The organism is Mycobacterium sherrisii (assembly GCF_002102355.1).
Lineage (GTDB): Bacteria > Actinomycetota > Actinomycetes > Mycobacteriales > Mycobacteriaceae > Mycobacterium > Mycobacterium sherrisii.
In genome coordinates this window covers 1-18,080 of record NZ_LQPT01000122.1, presented here as the reverse complement: position 1 = coordinate 18,080, position 18,080 = coordinate 1, and the positions used below count along the sequence as shown (strand labels likewise).

General features: G+C 68.4%; 17 protein-coding genes. 10 read left to right on the top strand and 7 right to left on the bottom strand.

Annotated features, from left to right (window positions below; genetic code table 11):
• Positions 1-11 precede the first annotated feature (11 nt).
• Genes rfbD through manB form a run of 3 tightly spaced genes read left to right on the top strand, consistent with a single transcriptional unit; the run spans position 12 to position 2,880 of the window.
• On the top strand, positions 12-911 hold the full coding sequence (gene rfbD / locus AWC25_RS25595; protein WP_085168154.1) for a dTDP-4-dehydrorhamnose reductase: 900 nt from the start codon (positions 12-14) through the stop codon (positions 909-911).
• On the top strand, positions 904-1,800 hold the full coding sequence (locus AWC25_RS25590) for a glycosyltransferase family 2 protein (protein ID WP_069399794.1): 897 nt from the start codon (positions 904-906) through the stop codon (positions 1,798-1,800). Before rfbD ends, AWC25_RS25590 begins: the two co-directional genes overlap by 8 nt.
• Positions 1,801-2,880: a mannose-1-phosphate guanylyltransferase gene (gene manB, locus AWC25_RS25585; RefSeq protein WP_069399793.1), complete on the top strand. Its 1,080-nt coding sequence runs from the start codon at positions 1,801-1,803 to the stop codon at positions 2,878-2,880.
• Here the strand turns inward: manB and AWC25_RS25580 are convergent.
• From AWC25_RS25580 to cofD, 4 genes are read right to left on the bottom strand one after another with little or no spacing between them, the layout of a single operon-like run.
• Entirely contained in the window at positions 2,877-3,422 is a 546-nt protein-coding gene (locus AWC25_RS25580; protein WP_085168172.1) for an NUDIX domain-containing protein, read from the bottom strand. The two genes, manB and AWC25_RS25580, sit on opposite strands and share 4 nt — an antisense overlap.
• Positions 3,419-4,993, bottom strand: a complete 1,575-nt coding sequence (locus AWC25_RS25575; RefSeq protein ID WP_069399792.1) for an Eco57I restriction-modification methylase domain-containing protein — start codon at positions 4,991-4,993, stop codon at positions 3,419-3,421. Before AWC25_RS25575 ends, AWC25_RS25580 begins: the two co-directional genes overlap by 4 nt.
• A 10-nt stretch (positions 4,994-5,003) precedes the next feature.
• On the bottom strand, positions 5,004-6,362 hold the full coding sequence (locus AWC25_RS25570; protein WP_069399791.1) for a coenzyme F420-0:L-glutamate ligase: 1,359 nt from the start codon (positions 6,360-6,362) through the stop codon (positions 5,004-5,006).
• Positions 6,359-7,348 carry a 2-phospho-L-lactate transferase gene (cofD, locus tag AWC25_RS25565; protein WP_085168152.1) on the bottom strand — a complete coding sequence of 330 codons (990 nt, stop codon included), beginning with the start codon at positions 7,346-7,348 and terminating at the stop codon, positions 6,359-6,361. The genes AWC25_RS25570 and cofD overlap by 4 nt, the downstream gene beginning before the upstream one ends.
• Before the next feature lie 288 nt (positions 7,349-7,636).
• On the opposite strand from cofD, the gene AWC25_RS25555 reads away from it, so the two are divergent.
• Positions 7,637-8,002, top strand: a complete 366-nt coding sequence (locus AWC25_RS25555; RefSeq protein WP_308204771.1) for a WhiB family transcriptional regulator — start codon at positions 7,637-7,639, stop codon at positions 8,000-8,002.
• A gap of 19 nt (positions 8,003-8,021) precedes the next feature.
• Here AWC25_RS25555 and AWC25_RS25550 read toward each other — a convergent pair whose 3' ends face one another.
• Complete coding sequence (locus tag AWC25_RS25550) at positions 8,022-8,444, bottom strand: metallopeptidase family protein (protein ID WP_061560087.1); 423 nt, start codon at positions 8,442-8,444, stop codon at positions 8,022-8,024.
• 173 nt (positions 8,445-8,617) lie between these two features.
• Between AWC25_RS25550 and AWC25_RS25545 the strand changes: the two genes are divergently transcribed.
• The 4 genes from AWC25_RS25545 (at position 8,618) to manA (ending at position 12,888) form a co-directional block, all read left to right on the top strand.
• Positions 8,618-9,079 carry a DUF3499 domain-containing protein gene (locus AWC25_RS25545; protein ID WP_198166624.1) on the top strand — a complete coding sequence of 154 codons (462 nt, stop codon included), beginning with the start codon at positions 8,618-8,620 and terminating at the stop codon, positions 9,077-9,079.
• Positions 9,080-9,146: 67 nt separating this feature from the next.
• The gene (locus tag AWC25_RS25540) at positions 9,147-10,544 is read left to right on the top strand and encodes a phosphomannomutase/phosphoglucomutase (RefSeq protein WP_085168150.1); all 1,398 of its coding nucleotides are present in this window, start codon (positions 9,147-9,149) and stop codon (positions 10,542-10,544) included.
• Positions 10,541-11,653 carry a TobH protein gene (locus AWC25_RS25535; RefSeq protein WP_069399787.1) on the top strand — a complete coding sequence of 371 codons (1,113 nt, stop codon included), beginning with the start codon at positions 10,541-10,543 and terminating at the stop codon, positions 11,651-11,653. The genes AWC25_RS25540 and AWC25_RS25535 overlap by 4 nt, the downstream gene beginning before the upstream one ends.
• Before the next feature lie 8 nt (positions 11,654-11,661).
• Positions 11,662-12,888, top strand: a complete 1,227-nt coding sequence (gene manA, locus AWC25_RS25530) for a mannose-6-phosphate isomerase, class I (RefSeq protein ID WP_069399786.1) — start codon at positions 11,662-11,664, stop codon at positions 12,886-12,888.
• Here manA and AWC25_RS25525 read toward each other — a convergent pair.
• Entirely contained in the window at positions 12,866-14,248 is a 1,383-nt protein-coding gene (locus tag AWC25_RS25525; protein ID WP_142279061.1) for an FAD-dependent oxidoreductase, read from the bottom strand. The two genes, manA and AWC25_RS25525, sit on opposite strands and share 23 nt — an antisense overlap.
• Positions 14,249-14,337: 89 nt before the next feature.
• On the opposite strand from AWC25_RS25525, the gene AWC25_RS25520 reads away from it, so the two are divergent.
• Positions 14,338-15,813 (top strand): amino acid permease, encoded by a 1,476-nt coding sequence (locus tag AWC25_RS25520; RefSeq protein ID WP_069399784.1) that lies wholly within the window; start codon positions 14,338-14,340, stop codon positions 15,811-15,813.
• 96 nt (positions 15,814-15,909) lie between these two features.
• Complete coding sequence (locus AWC25_RS25515; protein ID WP_069399868.1) at positions 15,910-17,160, top strand: alkane 1-monooxygenase; 1,251 nt, start codon at positions 15,910-15,912, stop codon at positions 17,158-17,160.
• 17 nt (positions 17,161-17,177) lie between these two features.
• Here the strand turns inward: AWC25_RS25515 and AWC25_RS25510 are convergent.
• On the bottom strand, positions 17,178-18,080 hold a 903-nt coding region (locus tag AWC25_RS25510), incomplete at its 5' end, for a transposase (RefSeq protein WP_142279060.1).

The following is an 18,080-nucleotide window of genomic DNA, read 5'->3' as shown; positions in this document are numbered from 1 at the left end:
AAACTCGAACCATGTCGGGCAGGATCGTTATCACCGGAGCCGGTGGGCAGCTGGGCGGTTGCCTGGCCGCTCAAGCCGCCGACCAGGGCCGCAACGTCCTGCCCCGGACGTCGGCGCAGTGGGACATCACCGACCCCGCCGCCGCCGAGGCGATCGTGAAACCGGGCGACGTCGTCATCAACTGCGCCGCGTACACCAACGTCGACGGCGCCGAAGGCGACGCGGCCAGGGCCTATGAGGTCAACGAGGCCGCCCCGGGACACATCGCGCGGGCCTGCGCGCGGGCCGGCGCCCGGCTCGTCCACGTCTCGACCGACTTCGTGTTCGCCGGTGACTACGCCGACCCCCGCCCCTTCGAGCCCAGCGACGAGACCTCGCCGCGCGGGGTGTACGCGTGCAGCAAGCGCGCCGGCGAGGTGGCCGCACTGGCGGCACTGCCGGAGACGGTCGTGGTCCGCACCGCCTGGGTTTACACCGGCGGCGACGGCAACGACTTCGTCGCGGTAATGCGCAGGCTCGCGGCCGGGGACGGCCCGATCGAGGTCGTCGACGACCAGGTCGGCTCGCCGACCTACGTCGCCGACCTGGCGGCGGCATTGCTGCAGATCGTCGACGACGAAGTGCCCGGACCGATCCTGCACGCCGCCAACGAGGGGGTCGTCTCGCGATTCGGATTGGCCCGGGCGGTTTTCGAGGAGTGCGGCGCCGACCCCGAGCGGGTGCACCCGGTGAGCACCGAGGAATTCCCGCGTCCGGCGCCGCGCCCCGCCTATTCCGCGCTGTCCAGCAGGGAATCGGCGGCGGCGGGCATGACCCCGCTAAGGCCGTGGCGCCCTGCACTTATCGCCGCACTCGCCGCGTCGGACAGCGCCGTCGCGGCCGGTCGACGGATAACCTCTACGCGTGACTGACGTCCTGCCGGTCGTGACGGTGACCTACTCGCCGGGCCATCACCTCGAGCGATTTCTCGCCTCGCTGTCGCACGCCACCGAGCGCCCGGTCAGCGTGCTGCTGGCCGACAACGGGTCCACCGACGGCACCCCGCAGGCGGCCGTCGAACGCTACCCGAACGTGCGGCTGTTCAACACGGGCGCCAACCTGGGCTACGGCACGGCGGTCAACCGCGCGATCGAGCACCTGTCCGGCCGGGGAGAGATCGACGACTGGGTGCTGGTGGCCAACCCGGACGTGCAGTGGGGGCCGGACAGCATCGACGCCCTGCTGGATGCGGCGAACCGCTGGCCGCAGGCCGGCGCGTTGGGGCCGCTGATCCGGGATCCCGACGGATCGGTCTATCCGTCGGCGCGCCATCTGCCCAGCCTGATCCGCGGGGGCATGCACGCCGTGGTCGGGCCGTTCTGGAAGCGCAACCCCTGGACGGCGGCTTACCGCCAGGAGCGGCTCGAGCCCAGCGAGCGGCCGGTGGGCTGGCTGTCGGGATCGTGCCTGCTGCTGCGCCGCTCGGCGTTCGGCCAGATCGGCGGATTCGACGAGCGCTACTTCATGTACATGGAGGACGTCGACCTCGGCGACCGGCTCGGCAAGGCCGGTTGGCTCAACATCTACGTGCCGTCGGCCGAGGTGCTGCACCACAAGGGGCACTCCACCGGACACGACCCGGGGAGTCACCTGGCCGCACACCACCGCAGTACCTATATCTTTTTGGCCGACCGGCACACGGGTTGGTGGCTGGCCCCGCTGCGCTGGACGTTGCGGGCATCGCTGGCCCTGCGCTCCCGGCTGATGGTGCGCAGTTCGCGCCGGCAGCGGGCCGGAAAACTGGCGGAAGGGCGGCGCTGAATGACACTCTCCTCGGTCGATGCGGTAATCCTGGTGGGCGGCAAGGGCACCCGGCTGCGGCCGCTGACCCTGTCGGCGCCCAAGCCGATGCTGCCGACGGCCGGGGTGCCGTTTCTCACCCACATGCTGTCGCGCATCGCCGCGGCGGGTGTGCAACACGTCATCCTGAGCACTTCGTACAAGGCCGGGGTGTTCGAGGCGGAGTTCGGCGACGGATCTGCGCTCGGCCTCGAGATCGATTACGTGACCGAAGAGGAGCCGCTGGGCACCGGCGGGGGTATCGCCAACATCGCCGACCAGCTGCGGCACGACACCGCGATGGTGTTCAACGGCGACGTGCTCTCCGGCGCCGACCTTGCGGCGCTGGTGGAGTCACACCGGACCAACGAGGCCGACGTCACGCTGCACTTGGTGCGCGTCGGTGACCCGCGCGCGTTCGGTTGCGTGCCCACCGACGAGCAGGACCGCGTGCTGGCGTTTTTGGAGAAGACCGAGGACCCGCCGACCGACCAGATAAATGCCGGGACTTACGTCTTCGGGCGCAAGATCATCGAGCGGATCCCGCGGGGCCGGCCGGTGTCGGTCGAGCGTGAGGTGTTCCCGTCGCTGCTGTCCGACCCCGACGTCAAGATCTGCGGCTACGTCGACGCCAGCTATTGGCGCGACATGGGCACCCCCGACGACTTCGTCCGCGGCTCCTCGGACCTGGTGCGCGGCATCGTCACCTCGCCTGCCCTGGGCGGCCACCATGGCGAGAGATTGGTGCACGACGGCGCGGCGGTGTCGCCCGGCGCGGTGCTGATCGGCGGCACGGTCGTCGGGCGCGGTGCCGAGATCGGGCCCGGGGTGCGGTTGGACGGCGCGGTGATCTTCGACGGCGTCAAGATCGAGGCCGGCAGCGTGATCGAGCGCTCGATCGTCGGCTTCGGTGCCCGCATCGGACCCCGGGCGCTGATCCGCGACGGGGTGATCGGCGACGGTGCCGACATCGGTGCCCGCTGCGAGCTGCTGCGCGGCGCCCGGGTCTGGCCTGGCGTCGCCATTCCCGACGGCGGGATCCGCTACTCCAGCGACGTCTAGGCGTCAATGGGATGCGTGGCCCGCGAAACCAGTTGCGCCAGCGCATAATCGGTGCCGGGTGGTAGCGCGTCGACCGGCCACCAACGCAGGTCCTCGGATTCCGCGCTGATCGCGATCTGTGCACCCGGCGGCGCGTGGGCGACGAATTGCAGGTCCAGATGCCGGGTCGGCAGGCCCAGCGAGCACGTGACGGGGTGGACGTGGATCGCCGCGAGCTGCGGGACGATCCGCAAATCGGCGATACCGGACTCCTCGACGGCCTCGCGCAGCGCCGCGGCCACGACGTCGGCATCGTCGTCGTCGCAATGGCCGCCGAGTTGCACCCAGCGGCGCAGCCGGCGATGCAGTGTCAGCAGCGCGCTGGTGCCGGTGTGGTCGAGCACGATCGCCGAGGCGGTGACATGCCCCGGCTCGCACTCGCGCCGGCAGGCGTCGGGGCGCGCCAGCACGAAGGCCAGTACGGCGTGCCGCAGCGAATCCTGCGCCGGGTCGGGCGCGCACCAGTCGCCGAGGATGGACAGGGCCGAATCGCGGACGCTCATCGGGCACCGCGGCGAGCCCGGCGATCGCGCAACGTGTGCCACGCCGCCCGGCACCGCGCCACGGTGTCCGGCGACCAGCCGAGACCGTCGATGAGGACGCGGCGGTCGACAACGTCGAGCGCCTTCTCAATTTCGTTGGCCTTCAACAGCAGGTCGACGTCCGACGCGAGGTCGGCGCCTGCCCGCGTGGGCGGGGGAATGGGCAGCTGCTCGGCTTCCCGCGGCTCGAGTTCCAAGATGCCCCCACCATAACTGCGGCCCATGATCTCGGCGAACGCGAACGTCGCGCTGTTGTGGAACACTGCGGCGAGGGCGGCCGGGTCCACGCCGGCGTCGATCCGCACCCGATGCACGGTGTCGGTGCTTGTGGCCGCGGCCGCGTTGACAGTCAGCCGCGGGGCCAGATGAATCTGGCGCAACAGGAACAGGTCCGGGACCCACATCGACGGGGTGCGCCACCACGGCGTGCGGATCGAGCATTTGTACCCCCGGTGCACGCCCGCCATTTCGCCGTCGCCGATGTGGGCGGCCAGCGCGCCATCGACCGGGTGCTCCGGGGCGTCCAATAGCCAGGTCCGGTGTCCGGCAGCGAGATCGCTTGCCCGGCAATCGATGTCGTAGACCAAGCCGGACAGTTGGTTGCTGCGCGACACCAGCGGGACGCAGTGCGGCCGCAAGCCCAGCGCGTCGGCTTGCGCATCGGTGAAGGTGAAGAAGCTGTTGCGGCCGGTCACGATTCCGACGTCCACGTCGGCGATCGTCCCGAGCGGGGTCAGCGTGTCGGAGGTCTTCAGCGTGCGCAGCAGTTCGATCGCGGCGGGGTCCAGAAAGTACTTGGTCCACTTCTCCTGTTCGTGCAGCAGCGCGGGGGCCGATGCCACGTTCAGGTCCGCAGCGGCGAGAGCGTCGGCGTCGCCGAGATGGACCGTACGAATCCGCGCCGGGCCCGGGCCGGTCACTCCGCAGAACAACACGACTTCCTGCAGCACGCCGTCGAACACCAGGTGCCGAAATGTGATCAGCGTGATTTCGCAATACCGGGCGAGCAGGTATTCGCGCAACTGTGCGGCGTAGCCGACTTGCAGTAATTCGGCGGGCAAGACCAGACCCACCCGTCCACCCTCGCGCGCCGACACCGTGCTCGCGACCACGAACGGCACCCAGGCATTGGTCAACCGGCTGGGCCGCAGACCCTCGCGGCGCAGCAAGGCTAATGCCGAATCGCGTTGCGGGGCAGGCCAATTACCGAACCGTATGTAGGGTGGGTTGCCCGCGACCCCGTCCCAGCCGGCCGTGTCGCCGGCCAGCCAGTCGAACAGGTTCGCGGTGTCCACCGCCGCGAATACCCGCGCCTTCGCGGCCTCCTCGGCCAGCAGTTCGACGCCCCGCACGCGGTCACTCAACACGGCCAGCTCACGCAGGATGCGTCCGTCGCCGCAGGACGGCTCGAGGATGCGGGGCCCGGCTTGGCAGACCCAGCGGGCCAAAAATTGCGCCACCGGCACCGGCGTGTAGTAGCCGCCGCGAACCTTGTCGGTCGAGGCGGCCGCCTTGCCCGCGAACGTCTTCACCGCGCCAGTATCACGTGCGGATCAGCAGATCCCCGGGATTCACGGGATCGCGTAGCCCGTCGGCCCGCGCTTCTTCGGAGGCGTAACCGATCGCGACGGCGCCCAACGGCTCCCAATCGGGCGGCAGTCCGAGTTCGTCGCGCACCAGGTCGGCGGCGAAGATCGTCGAACCGATCCAGCAACTGCCCACGCCCCGCACGGCCAGGGCGACCAGCAACGCCTGCACCGCAGCGCCGACCGCGACCGTGAACATGGTGTGCTCGGCAGCGGTGCGCGCGGCGTCGGGATAGAAGTGGGCACCGTCGGGCACCAGGAACGGGATGACGACCTCGGGCGCGTCGTAGAGGATCTGACCGCGTGCTACCCGACGGTCGATCGCGTCGGCGGGCTTGCCGTCGCCGGACAGGTCGCCGCGCCACTTGTCCTTCATCCGGTCGAGCAGTCGGGTCCGGGTGGCGTCGGTGCGCAACCACACGAACCGCACCGGCCGGGTGTGGTGGGGGGCCGGTGCGGTGAGCGCCTCGGCGACGGCCGCCTCGATCAGCTCCGGCGGCACGGGTTCGGCGCTGAACTGGCGCACCGATTTGCGCAACAGCTGTGCCTGCCGGCGGCCCATGTCGATGGCCTCGGCGGTGCCCAGCCAGAACAGATCCTCGGGGCCGGGCCGCAGCAGCTGCCGGGCGGTGCTGCCGTCGTCGGCGATGTCGAGCCCCCGCACCACGGCCACCGGCATGGCCGTCAGCTTGCCCTTGACCAGATCGGCCGCGGCGGCCACTTCGTCGGCCACCGCGATCTCGGTGACCACCAGTTCATTGCCGTGCTCGTCGACAGCGCCCGAATACCCGTGCAGCACAGCCAGACCGGAAGAGCCGATGGCCGCGTCGATCTGACCGTTACGCCAGGCCCGGCCCATCGTGTCGGTGATCACCACCGCGACGTTGACGCCGAGCCTTTCGCGCAGCGCGGCGCGCAGGGCCGCGGCACTGCCGTCCGGGTCGATCGGTAGCAGCGCGAGTTCGGTTCGGTCGACGTTGGATCCGTCCACCCCGGCAGCGGCCTGAATCAATCCCAGCCGGTTCTCGGTGATCAGCGTTCGGCCCTTGCGGGCCAGCACCCGCACCGCCTCGGCGTCGACCAGCTTGCGGCGCAGCGCGTCGCGCTCGTCCGGGTCCTCGGGCGCCGCCACCAGCCGGCCCTCGCATTTGGACACCACCTTGCTGGTGATGACCACGACGTCGCCGTCGCGCAGCCAGGGCGTGGCCGCTGCCACCGCCGCGGAAAGATCGTCGCCGGGCCGGAATTCCGGAAGCCCGGCGACGGGCAGGATCTCGATCGCCGCGGCCGTACCATGCTCGCGCGGGCCCCTCACGCGGCCACGCCCGCGATATCGAGGCCGGCGCGGACCATCTTGGCCGTCGCCCGCGGATCGCTCATCAACAGCGGTACCGCGCGCACCGCGACGCCCTCGATATCGGCCTCGTCGCCCTCGTGGATCAACCAGCAGTCCAAGATCCCGGTGCCACGGCGGGCCCCGAAATGCCGACCCACCGCCTCGGCGGTAGATTCCACGCCGATCACCTGCAGGCAGGCATCCGCCATGCCGCGCAACGGCTTTCCACCGATTATCGGCGAATAGCCGACGACAGGTGCCGACGCCGCTCGCAGCGCGCCGCGAATGCCGGGCACGGCCAGGATCGCGCCGACACTGACCACCGGGTTCGATGGTGCCAACATGATGACGTCAGCCTCACCGATGGCCTGCACCGCTTCGGTTGTGGCGCTGGCCGTTTCGGCGCCGACGAACGCGAAGCTGTGGGTCGGCACGTTGGCTCGGTAGCGCACCCACCACTCCTGGAAGTGGATCGCGCGGCGGCTGCCGTCAGCGGGATCGGTGATCACCACATGCGTTTCACAGCGGTCGTCGCTGGCTGGCACCAACTGTGCGCCCGGCTCCCAGCGGTCGCACAGCGCCGTGGTGATTTGCGACAGCGGGTAGCCGGCGTTGAGCATCTGGGTGCGGACCAGGTGGGTGCCCAGGTCCCGGTCCCCGAGCTGGAACCAATCGGGCTGCACCCCATAACGCGCCAATTCCTCTTTGGCGTGCCAGGTTTCGTTGCGGTGACCCCACCCCCGCTCGGGATCGACGCCTCCACCTAAGGTATACATACAGGTATCCAAGTCCGGACAAACCCGAACTCCATGGATCCAGGCATCGTCGCCGATGTTCACCACCGCGGTCAGCTCGTGGTCGGAATCTTGTCCGTCGGTGGCGAACTGGCCCAACCCGAGCAACTGTTGAACGCCCAGCAGGAACCGGGCACCCCCGACTCCGCCGACCAAAACGGTGACCTTCACACCGGACGACAGTACCGTTCGGTGTGATTCGGCCGCGGTTGTGATGAACACGCCGACGGCTCGCGATAACAGAAACGCCGGAAATTGATCACGAGATGGTATGGAAAATCGCCGTAACGCTTGACCCGGCACATCAACCCGTGTCTAATCACATCAGTGTCATTTCCCGGTTGGCCGGCCGGTTCCGGTGTCGCAGACCGAGATTCGATCACTTGTTCGAATGTCTGTCACATCAGAACAGCGGAAGTCATCCACTCTCCCAAATGAAGCTGAGGAGGCGTACGACGCATGTCTTACGAACACCTACGGGGCGTCATACCTAGCACTGAGCGCGCCACGATCAGCTCCGCGCCGGCCCCAATGATCCGGCCGCACTTGACCGTGGTTCCTGACGCGCCAGCCGCATTCGAGCCCGAGCCGTTGCCCGAACCCACCCCCGATCAATGGCAGGACCGCGCCCTGTGCGCGCAGACCGATCCCGAGGCCTTCTTCCCGGAGAAGGGCGGATCCACCCGCGAGGCCAAGAAGATCTGCTTGGGTTGCGAGGTGCGTCATGAATGCCTCGAGTACGCCTTGGCCCATGACGAGCGCTTCGGCATCTGGGGTGGCCTCTCCGAGCGGGAGCGCCGCCGCCTCAAGCGCGGCATCATCTGACCCGCAAAAACCGCTGGAGTTACTCGTCGTCGATCGTCGGGTCGATGACGGTAGGTTCGACGTCGAGATAGATCGCCACCTGGGCCACCAGAATTTCGTGCAATAACTCGCCGAGTTCCACCGTGTCTTTAGCGCGCCGCTCAATGGGCTTGCGGAACAACACTATTCGCGCTCTTGTCGCGTTGCCGCGCACATCCACACCCGCCGGAATCAACCGGGCCAACGCGATCGGCCCGTCGGCAACCACTTCCGGTGGCCACTGCACACTGTCCGGGTCCTTGGCGGCGATCCGCGGAATCTCGTCGACCGCCACATCGAGGTCGGACACCCGCGACTGCCACCGCCGCTCGATCGGTTCGTAGGCCTCCAGCACCGCCATGTCGAAACGCTCGGCCCGGCTGCGCCACCCCGGCACCGTCGGCGGCAGCAAAGGGCCGCGCATGTCGCGGCCCCGCCGAGTTGCCCGGTGTGCAGCCGCGCGGCCGGACGGTCGTCCGTTGCGGGGGAAACTGCGCCAATCGCCCACGCGCCGATGGTAACGGTTGGACATCGTGGCCCGACCGGTTGCGCGTGTCCGGCGCTTCGGCGGCGTTTCCGCACGATAGCCTTTCGGACGTGAACGTTCCCCGTCGCTGCTGTCGGCCCGGGTGCCCGCATTACGCCGTGGCGACTTTGACGTTCGTGTACTCGGACTCGACGGCGGTCGTAGGACCGCTGGCGACCACGCGCGAACCGCATTCCTGGGACTTGTGCGTCGGCCACGCCGGCCGCATCACCGCCCCCCGAGGATGGGATCTGGTCCGCCACGCCGGCCCGCTCAATTACGAGCCCACCAACCCCGACGAGGACGACTTGGTCGCCCTGGCCGACGCGGTGCGCGAGCGCGGCGCGGGCACTTCGAACCTGCCCTACGCCGGCGCCACCGGCACGCCGTTGAACGGATTTGCCCCCGATCCGCACCTGCATCCCACCGGCGCACAGGCCACCGCGCCGAGCAGCACCGTCTACGCCCCACCCGAGAAACGCAACGGACGTCGGCGCGGTCATCTTCGGGTGTTGCCCGATCCTTCGGACTAGCACCGCGCCAGGGCCGATAGGCTGACGCTAAAAGGCCAATCACTTCCCAGGCGTCAGGAGGCCCCGCATGTCTCGGCCCGCGGCGACCGTCCATCGAGTCATCAAGGCGTATGACATTCGTGGACTGGTCGGCGAAGAGATCGACGAGTCGCTGGTCGCCGATGTCGGCGCCGCGTTCGCCGCGCTGATGCGCGGGGAAGGCGCGACCCGGGTGGCGATCGGCCACGACATGCGGGACAGCTCGCCGTCGCTGGCGGCCGCATTCGCCGGCGGCGTCACCGGGCAGGGTCTGGACGTCGTGCGCATCGGGCTTGCCTCGACCGATCAGCTTTACTTTGCCTCCGGTTTGCTGGACTGCCCGGGCGCGATGTTCACCGCCAGTCACAATCCCGCCGCCTACAACGGCATCAAGCTCTGCCGGGCCGGCGCGAAACCCGTCGGCGCCGACAGCGGGCTGAAGGTGATCACCGAGGATCTGATCACCGGAGTCGCAACCTACGACGGGGACCCCGGCGCCGTCACCGATCGTGACGTGCTCGCCGACTACGGTGCGTTCCTACGTTCGCTGGTGCAGACCGCCGGACTGCGTCCATTGCGGGTGGCGGTGGACGCCGGCAACGGCATGGCCGGCCACACGACGCCGGCGGTGCTCGGTGCGATCGACTCGATCACCTTGTTGCCGTTGTACTTCGAGCTGGACGGGTCATTCCCCAACCACGAGGCCAACCCGCTGGACCCGGCCAACCTGCTGGACTTGCAGCGCTACGTCCGCGAGACCGGGGCCGACATCGGGTTGGCCTTCGACGGCGACGCCGACCGCTGCTTCGTGGTCGACGAGCGCGGGCTGCCGGTGTCCCCGTCGACGGTGACCAGCCTGGTGGCCGCCCGCGAACTCGGCCGGGAAATCGGTGCCACCGTCATCCACAATCTGATCACCTCGCGCGCGGTGCCCGAACTGGTCGCCGAACGCGGCGGCACACCGTTGCGGTCGCGGGTCGGGCACTCCTATATCAAGGCGCTGATGGCCGAAACCGGCGCGATCTTCGGCGGCGAGCATTCGGCGCACTACTACTTCCGGGACTTCTGGGGTGCCGACTCGGGCATGCTGGCCGGGCTGTACGTGCTGGCCGCCCTGGGCGAGCAGGACCGCCCGCTGTCGGAACTGACCGCGGATTACCAGCGCTACGAGTCCTCCGGTGAAATTAATTTCCGGGTGGACGACGCGGCAGTCTGCGTGGACGCCGTATTGAAGTCGTTCGGCAGCCGGATCCAGTCCATCGACCACATGGACGGGGTGACAGTGGATTTGGGCAACGGCAGCTGGTTCAATCTGCGCACCTCGAACACCGAGCCGCTGCTGCGGCTCAACGCCGAGGGGCGCACCGCCGAGGAGGTCGAGGCGATGATCGCCCACATCAGCGCCGAGATCAGCGCACAACTGCGGGCCGACGAGAGCGTGCCGTGAACGCCACTCGGGCGATCGATTTCGAAGACACCGACGGCTTACTCGCCGCCGATCGGCAGGGCTCGCTGCGGGCCGCGTCATCGGCGGGCGCACAGGTACGCGCCGTCGCCGCTGCCGCCGCGGAAGGCGACCTGAACTCGCTGCGCACCGACGACCGGCCGCGCAGCGTTATCTGGGTGGCCGGCCGGGGCACCGCCGAGACGGCCGGGACCATGCTGGCCGCGACGCAGGGCGGCGCGGCGTCGGCGCCGATCGCGACGCTCGCCGGGGCCCCGCCTTGGGTGGGGCCGCTGGACGTCCTCGTCATCGCCGGCGACGATCCCGGCGATCCCGCTCTGGTCAGTGCCGCCGCGATCGGGGTGCGCCGCGGCGCACGGGTTGTCGTCGTCGCTCCGTTCGAAGGCCCGCTGCGCGATGCCACGGCCGGCCGGGCCGCCGTGCTGGCGCCGCGGTTGTGGCTGCCCGACGAATTCGGCCTGTGTCGATACCTGGCCGCCGGACTGGCCACGCTGCAGGCGGTGGACCCGCGGCTGGACATCGACCTCGCGGTGCTCGCCGACGCGCTAGACGTCGAGGCACTGCAGAACAGCGCGGGCCGCGACGTTTTCACCAATCCGGCCAAGACACTCGCCGCCCGCATCGCCGACCAGCGGGTCGCGCTGGCCGGTGACTGCGCCGCGACGGTCGCGCTGGCCCGGCACGGGAGTTCGACTCTGCTGCGGATCGCCCACCAGGTGGTCGCTGCCACCGGCCTGGCCGATGCGGTGGTGGCGTTACGCGAACCGGATTTCGGCGGTGCCGGCCCGACATCGGTGGACGCCCTGTTCCACGACGAACAAATCGACGGGCCGCTGCCGCAGCGGCTGCGGGTACTGGCGCTCGCGTTCGCGGGCGACCGGACCGTAGTGGCCGCCCGGGTAGCCGGGCTCGACGAGGTATACCTGGTCACGGCCGAGGATGTGCCCGAGGCGCCCGGCGGTGTCGGAGGGTCGGGCGGTCTGGTGGGGGCGGTGGCTCCAGGAGGTGCGGACCGCTTGGAGCAGCAACTGGCAGTGTTGGCCGTTCGGCTGGAAATGGCCGCCGTTTACTTGCGACTGGTACGGGGATAGATAGACAAGTGGAATTGCTTCGCGGTGCGGTGCGAACGTACGCCTGGGGGTCGCGTACCGCCATCGCCGAATTCACCGGGCGGCCCGTGCCCGCGGCCCACCCGGAGGCCGAGCTGTGGTTCGGTGCCCATCCGGGCGACCCGGCCTGGCTGGAAACCGAAACGGGCGAAGTCTCGTTGCTTGAGGCGGTGACCGCCGACCCGGAGGGCCAGCTCGGCTCCGCCTCCCGCGACAGGTTCGGTGACATGCTGCCGTTCTTGGTCAAGGTGCTCGCGGCCGACGAACCGCTGTCGCTGCAGGCGCACCCGAGTGCCGAGCAGGCCGTCGAGGGGTACCTCCGCGAGGAGAAGCTGGGCATCCCGGTCAACTCGCCGGTGCGCAACTACCGCGACACCTCGCACAAACCGGAACTGTTGGTGGCCCTGCACTCATTTGAGGCGCTCGCCGGATTCCGTCAGTCCGCCCGCACCATCGACCTGCTGCGCGCGCTGGCCGTCACCGACCTCGATCCCTATATCGAATTGCTCAACGACCAATCCGACGCCGACGGCCTGCGGGCACTGTTCACCACCTGGATCACCGCGCCGCAACCCGACATCGACGTGCTGGTGTCCGCCGTGATCGACGGCGCCATCCAGTACGTCAGTTCCGGCGCAACGGAATTCGCGCCCGAAGCCAAGACGGTGCTCGAACTCGGCGAACGCTACCCCGGCGACGCCGGAGTGCTGGCGTCGCTGCTGCTGAACCGGATCAGCCTGGCCGCGGGGGAGGCGCTGTTCATCCCGGCCGGCAACCTGCACACCTATCTGCGTGGATTCGCCGTCGAAGTGATGGCGAACTCCGACAACGTATTGCGTGGCGGGCTGACCCCCAAGCACGTCGACGTGCCCGAGTTGCTGCGGGTGCTGGACTTCGCGCCCACCGCCGAGAAGCAGCTGCGACCGCATGTCCGTCGTGACGAGCTTGCCGTCGTCTACGACACCCCGGCCGACGAGTTCGCGGTCGCGCTGCTGACCATCGACGGCGAGTATCTGGGCCACGAGGTCGACGCCTCGTCGGGCGGCGACGGCCCGCAGATCCTGTTGTGTGCCGAGGGCGTTGCCACGCTGCACGGGAAATCCGGTTCGCTCGAGTTGCGGCGTGGCACGGCGGCCTGGGTCGCGGCCGACGACGGGCCGGTTGCGTTGGTGGCGCACGAACCGGCCAAGGTGTTCAGGGCGACCGTGGGTCTGTGACGGCCTTCGTATCGGCACGCCGCGACTCGCGGCGTTCGCGAAGCCGCAACTGCAGGTTATGGGCCATGGCGCGGCCGACGATCCGCGGCGGCGGAACCATATAGAGGCTGTCCAGCAGCGAGAACCGGCGCAGAAACCATTCGGCGAGAACGGGTTCGGTTTCGGCGGCACCGAGGAACTGATCGAACAGCGCGCCCGACGGGCGCCACCACCACGGGACCGGACCCGGCGTATGGGCGTGGTGGAAGGTGACGTCGCCGATCGCGTTCATCGTCCACACCGGAAAGGTGGTCCGGGCGGTGGCCCGGTTCAATACACCAGCCACGTCTTGATCCGGGGATTGCAACGCCCTCCGCAGATGACCGGCCTGCAGCGACGTCATCGTCATGCCCTGTCCGAACGTGGGATTGAAACTGGCCACAGCGTCGCCGAACGGCACAATCCCGGCCGGAAAGCGGTCCAGCTTGTCGTACCGGCGCCAGCGACTGGCTGGAAACGCGTGAAAGGCCGGCGCGCCAACGGGTTTCGCCCTATTGAGAGGCTCGGTGAAATGCGCCGGCAGCAGCTCGATGGCCAGCGCGACCATGTCCGGGAACGCCGTCGGCGGCTTGACGTTGGCCACGCCGAACGTCGTCAGCACCCAGGTGCCGTCCTCGTAGCAGAGCATCCCCATCCCGAGTGACTTGTCGTGCGAGGCGCCCGCCACCACTACCTTCTCGGCGATCAGTCCCTCCGGGATGCGGAACTGATGACTCGCATAGTTGATGCCGATGTCCATCGTCTGCTCAACGGGGCGGCGAAATCCCCACCGCTCCAACCACACCGGCAGCCGGGTGCCCCGGCCGGCCGCGTCGACGACAAGGTCGGCAGGCACGAACTCCGGTTCGTCTGGGCCGTCGGCGGGATCGAGCAGCACGCCGGTCACTCGGCCCCGCCGCGGGTCGAACCGTGGTTCGGCAACCGAACGCCGGGCGATGGTGACGTTGTCGATATCGCGAACGCGGCGGCGCAGCTGCCATTCCAGATGCGGCCGGCTGGGCACGTACGCGGTGAATTCGTCGCGCAGGGTGTGCCCCGTCCCCAACACATGGCCCGCCGCGCCGAGGTGGATGCAATCCGGCCGGTTTTCCAGCATGGGCACTCCGGCGGCCACCATGTCGTTGAGCAGACCGGGAAACAAGGTGTCGAACTCCGCGGCCCCGCGGGCCATCAACAGATGCAGATGCCGATCCTGCGGAATCGTCGCACGGTGCGCCGGTGTGTCCGGCAGTTCGTCTCGCTCGTAGACGCTGACGCGGGAAAACCGATCCGATAGGACCTTCGCCGCGCTCAACCCGGCGATGCTGGCTCCGATCACCATGGCGTGGCCCCGCGCGTCTGGGGAGTCCGGCATTACCGTAGAGTACCCAGTACTGTGCGGTCCAACGGGTTCCGACGAGAGGGCGATAGATGGCCAACAGGTGGCGCACAAAATCCGTCGAACAGTCGATCGAGGACACCGACGAGCCGGATACCCGGCTGCGCAAGGACCTCACCTGGTGGGACCTGATGGTGTTCGGCGTCGCCGTGGTGATCGGTGCCGGAATCTTCACGGTCACCGCGTCCACCGCCGGTGACATCACCGGTCCGGCGATCTGGATATCGTTCGTGATCGCCGCGGTCACCTGTGCACTGGCCGCGCTGTGCTACGCAGAGTTCGCCTCGACACTGCCCGTCGCGGGCAGCGCCTACACGTTTTCCTACGCCACCTTCGGTGAGTTCCTGGCCTGGATCATCGGCTGGAACCTATTGCTGGAATTGGCAATTGGTGCGGCGGTGGTGTCCAAAGGCTGGTCGAGCTACCTGGGGACGGTGTTCGGCTTCGCCGGCGGCACGATCACGCTGGGCTCGTTCAGCTTCGATTGGGGCGCGCTGCTGATCATTTCGGTGGTGGCCACGCTGGTCGCGGTGGGCACCAAGGTGTCGTCCCGGGTCTCCGCGGCGATCACCGCCATCAAGGTGGCCGTGGTGATCTTCGTCGTGGTGGTCGGCGTCTTCTATGTCAAGGGGGCCAACTACTCCCCGTTCATCCCGAAGCCCGAGGCCGGGCACGAGGCCAGCGGGGTGAACCAATCCGTGCTGTCTTTGTTGACCGGGGCGCACAGCAGTCACTACGGCTGGTACGGCGTGCTGGCCGGGGCGTCGATCGTGTTCTTCGCGTTCATCGGGTTCGACATCGTCGCCACGATGGCCGAGGAGACCAAGCAGCCCCAGCGCGACGTCCCGCGCGGGATCCTGGCCTCGCTGGCGATCGTCACCGTCCTCTACGTGGCGGTCTCGGTGGTGCTGTCCGGGATGGTGTCCTACACGCAACTCAAGTCGGTGCCCGGCGGCAAACCCGCCAACCTGGCTACGGCCTTCACCGCGAACGGAATTCACTGGGCGAGCAAGATCATCGCCATCGGGGCGCTGGCGGGATTGACCACCGTGGTGATGGTGCTGGTGCTCGGGCAGTGCCGGGTGCTGTTCGCGATGGCGCGCGACGGCCTGCTGCCGCGGTCGCTGGCCAAGACGAGTTCGCGGGGGACGCCGATCCGGATCACCGTGCTGGTCGCGATCGTGATCGCGGCAACCGCGTCGGTGTTTCCGATCAGCAAGCTCGAAGAAATGGTCAACGTGGGGACGTTGTTCGCGTTCGTACTGGTGTCGGCCGGTGTCATCGTGCTGCGCCGTACCCGACCGGACCTGGAGCGCGGTTTCCGGGCGCCGTGGGTGCCCGCGCTCCCGATCGCCTCGATCTGTGCCTGTGTCTGGCTGATGGTGAACCTCACCGCGCTGACCTGGGTCCGGTTCGCGGTGTGGCTGGTGGTCGGGACCGCGATCTACGCCGGCTACGGCTACCGCAATTCGGTGCAGGGCCGCCGTGAGGCCGCACAAACGACCTAATTCGTTTACAAAACATCAGTCTGTGTCTAGACACAAGACGCACACATCGATATTGTCAAACCCAAGCGTGGCATGACTCACAAGGAGGTTTGGCAGATGACCACCCAGATCCAGGCGCACCGACAGCCCGATACGCCGGTGTGGCGCGACAAGAAGCGGCGGCTGTGGCTGATGGGGCTGATCGCACCCACGGCGCTGTTCGTGATGCTGCCGCTGGTCTGGGGCCTCAACCGGCTGGGCTGGCACGCCGCCGCTCAGATACCGATGTGGATCGGTCCGCTGCTGGTCTACGTGCTGTTGCCGATCCTTGACCTGCGCTTCGGGCCCGACGGGCAAAACCCGCCCGACGAGGTGATGGAGCAGTTGGAGAACGACAAGTACTACCGCTACTGCACCTACGTCTACATCCCGTTCCAGTACCTCAGCGTGGTGGTGGGGGCCTACCTGTTCACCGCCTCGAACCTGCAGTGGCTCGGCTTTCCTTCCGGCGGGCTGAGCTGGGCGGGCAAATTGGGCCTGGCACTGTCGGTCGGCGTCCTCGGCGGCGTCGGCATCAACACCGCCCACGAGATGGGGCACAAGAAGGACTCGCTCGAGCGGTGGCTGTCCAAGATCACCCTGGCCCAGACCTGCTACGGCCACTTCTTCATCGAGCACAACCGCGGCCACCACGTGCGGGTCGCCACCCCGGAAGACCCGGCGTCGGCCCGTTTCGGCGAGACGTTCTGGGAGTTCTTGCCGCGCAGCGTCTTCGGCAGCCTGCGTTCGTCGCTGCAGCTGGAGGCGCAACGCATCCGGCGGCAGGGAAACAGCCCCTGGCACCCCAAGACGTATCTGTCCAACGACGTGCTCAACGCGTGGCTGATGTCGGTGCTGCTGTGGGGCGTGCTGATCGCGGTGTTCGGCCCGAGCCTGATTCCGTTCATCGTCATCCAGGCCGTCTTCGGCTTCAGCCTGCTGGAAGCGGTGAACTATCTCGAGCACTACGGGCTGCTGCGCCAGACGAACTCGAACGGCCGCTACCAACGCTGCACGCCGGAGCACAGCTGGAATTCCGACCACGTCGTCACCAATCTGTTCCTCTACCACCTGCAGCGGCACAGCGACCATCACGCCAACCCGACCCGCCGCTACCAAACGCTGCGCAGCATGGACGGGGCGCCCAACCTGCCCAGCGGCTACGCGTCGATGATCTCGCTGACTTACTTCCCGCCGTTGTGGCGCAAGGTGATGGACCACCGGGTGCTGGCGCACTACGGCGGCGACATCACCAAGGTCAACATCGCGCCGCGGGTGCGCGAGCGGGTGCTGGCGCGGTACGGGACACCCCGGGCGGACGCCGCATGACACTTCCTGAGTCAACCTCAGGCTGCGGTTTGCGGCTTTTGCGCGGCTCCGTGGAGGTTGGGGTTGTAGGGCTGGTGGGTGTGCCAGCAGCGGTAGATGACGCGGATCCAGGCTCGGGCGAGGATGCGTACGGCGTGGGGGTGGTCGTGTCCGCGGCCGCGGGCTGTGGTGTAGATGTTTGCGGCCCAGGGGCTTTCGTGTCGGCTGTTGTCGGCGAAGGTGGTCAGTGCCCTTCGGAAGCGTTTGTTGCAGGCCCAGCGGAAGTGCACCGCGTGTTGTTTACCGGAGGCTTTAGTCACCGGGGTGACCCCGGCCAGAGCGGCGATGGCGTCGGGTCCGTCGTAGGCTGCGCGGGAGTCGCCCCACTCGGCGAGCACCTGGGCGGCGTTGATCTGACCCGACCTTGGCAGCGACGTGAAGATCTCGGCGTCCGGGTGCTCCCCGAGGCGGGTGAGGGTCGACCGGTCGAGGGCCTTGCTGGCGTTGTTGAGTGCTTCCAGGATGTTGACCAGGGCTGCCACGGTGTCAGCGATGGCGGTGGTCAGGGCGGGGTCGGTGGTGCCGGCGGGTGCGCTGCGCAGTCGGGCGAGCAGTTCTTTGGCTGGTCGACGGCCGGAGTAGGCGTGTTTGGCCAAGAAGGCGGCCAGCCGTTTCTCGCCGAGGCGGGTGGCGCTGACGGCGGTCGGGTAGTGGCGCAGGAAGGCCAGGCTGATCGGGGATTCGACGTCGGCGAAGATCGCTTTGGCGCCGGGCCAGTGGTCCTCGAGCAGGGCGCTGAGTTGGTTGGTGGCCGACACCCGCATCTTGACGATGTCGTCGCGGGTGCGCACCACCGTGCGCAATGCCTTGGTCTGGGCGCTGTAGGGCGCCACCGGACGCAGTCGATGGTGGCGCAGCCGCAGGTACTCGGCGATCACCAG